Annotated in this window: 2 protein-coding genes; both read right to left on the bottom strand. The window is 64.9% G+C overall.

Going from position 1 to position 1,521, the window contains the following annotated elements; translation table 11 throughout:
- Positions 1-83: 83 nt before the first annotated feature.
- Entirely contained in the window at positions 84-650 is a 567-nt protein-coding gene (locus C1A33_RS24965; RefSeq protein ID WP_101833848.1) for a hypothetical protein, read from the bottom strand.
- 27 nt (positions 651-677) lie between these two features.
- The gene (locus C1A33_RS24960) at positions 678-1,163 is read right to left on the bottom strand and encodes a hypothetical protein (RefSeq protein WP_101833846.1); all 486 of its coding nucleotides are present in this window, start codon (positions 1,161-1,163) and stop codon (positions 678-680) included.
- Between the last annotated feature and the right edge of the window lie 358 nt (positions 1,164-1,521).

The raw sequence follows: 1,521 nt of genomic DNA, 5'->3' as shown, positions 1-1,521 counted from the left end.
TGAGTAGCGCGCCAGATCTTCGCCACTACAAGATCTGAACTACCCGCCCCACCGCATCGTGGCGGATAGGGGCCCAAGGACGGCTACGGTCCGTCCAAGGCCATTTCTCGTATTCCGTCGGCGGCGAGCGTGCCACGGCCATCCCCTATCCAGTCTGCGATGGAGTAGGGGATGCCAACCGCGGGGCCTGAGGACCTGGCGAAGTCGAGGAGCGTACGGAAGGCCTGACCTGCTCGATCGAGGACCACGACCGCAGCCGCGTGCTCCCCGTCGAACGTGATCGAGCCATAGGTCAGCGGGTGGTGTCGGTAGGAGAGTCCTGCCGCCTGCTCACCCAGATCATGCAGCAGCTCCGCGTACTGAGCGCGGGGCGGGGAGGACTCGTCGGGTGGAAATCCGGTGGCAGGGCCCTCGCGAGGAACCGCGAGCATGCCGCCCCCCGCGAGCGCGCGATGCCAGTCGTGGCGACTCGCCGTGAGCGGTAGCGTGGCACGCCGGTCCTCGGCGCCCCTCAGGACGACGAGGACCGTGTCGTCAGTGAAGGCCACCGAGGCGATGAAGGGATCGGACGACAGCAAAGCATGCTGCAGCGCGGCCAGTTCTGACAGAACCCAGCCGCGCGCCTGCGCGGATTCGCTCTCTTCGGCCATGTCCTGGTTTCCTCGCGATGACCTTCGTTAGATGTTGATGGCGTCCTTGACCCAGTCCGGGCACCTGGGGGGACGGTTGTCGCAGAAGGCCGTCACGACCCCGAAGGTGGTGCCGTCCCCGAGCGGCCGGAAGTTCACGACGGCGACGAGCGTGATGACCTCGATGACCCGGCAGGTTCTGAAGATCGAGGCTCCGTGGCATTCCACGTGCTCGACCGGGGTCTCGAACCGTTTGGTCGTTCCGCCTTGAGGTTTGATGTCCTTGGAGTAGAGTGTCGCGGCCTTGACCGCGGCGGTGGTGAGGTTGTGGTAGTTGACGATCTTAGTGTACCCCGAGCCGCGATTTCCGTCCCATGAGCCCACACGAAGGTAGACTGTCTCGCCGGTCTTGGCCTTCCAGCTGTCCACGACGGAGTAAGGCCCGAAGTGGCCGGACGAGTCGGCGGACGCTGGGCCGCCACCCACCAGCAGGGCTGCGAAGACCACAATCGCCGCCGTGGTTGCGGCAGCCATTCTACGAGCGAACGTTCGCATGGTTGCTCCCTTCAAGTGACAGCCGATCCTTGGCCCGCGGCCTCGCGCGGGAGTCTCAATGACAGAAAAGCATGCCACGCCGGGTGAAAGCGAACTCGAATTGGATACGCCTGTCGTCATGTACAGCGTGGTGAGGCATGTTGTGTCGCCGATGATTCGGCCAGACTGCGCCGGGCCGCGCCTCAGTTCGAGAGGGACCTGCTGCCCGCGAATTTCATGGATTATTCTTCTGCTCGCGAGTGGTCGCCGCTCGCGTGGCCCGGATTCTCGTCCGGATCAGATGCCCCCTCGAACGAACCGCGCTACGTCATCGCGGTCACACCCTCCCGGTCGCGCC

This window comes from Frankia canadensis, assembly GCF_900197875.1.
GTDB classification, from domain to species: domain Bacteria; phylum Actinomycetota; class Actinomycetes; order Frankiales; family Frankiaceae; genus Frankia; species Frankia canadensis.
Note: the sequence above shows the minus strand (reverse complement) of the source record. Positions and strands in the feature narration are given on the sequence as shown.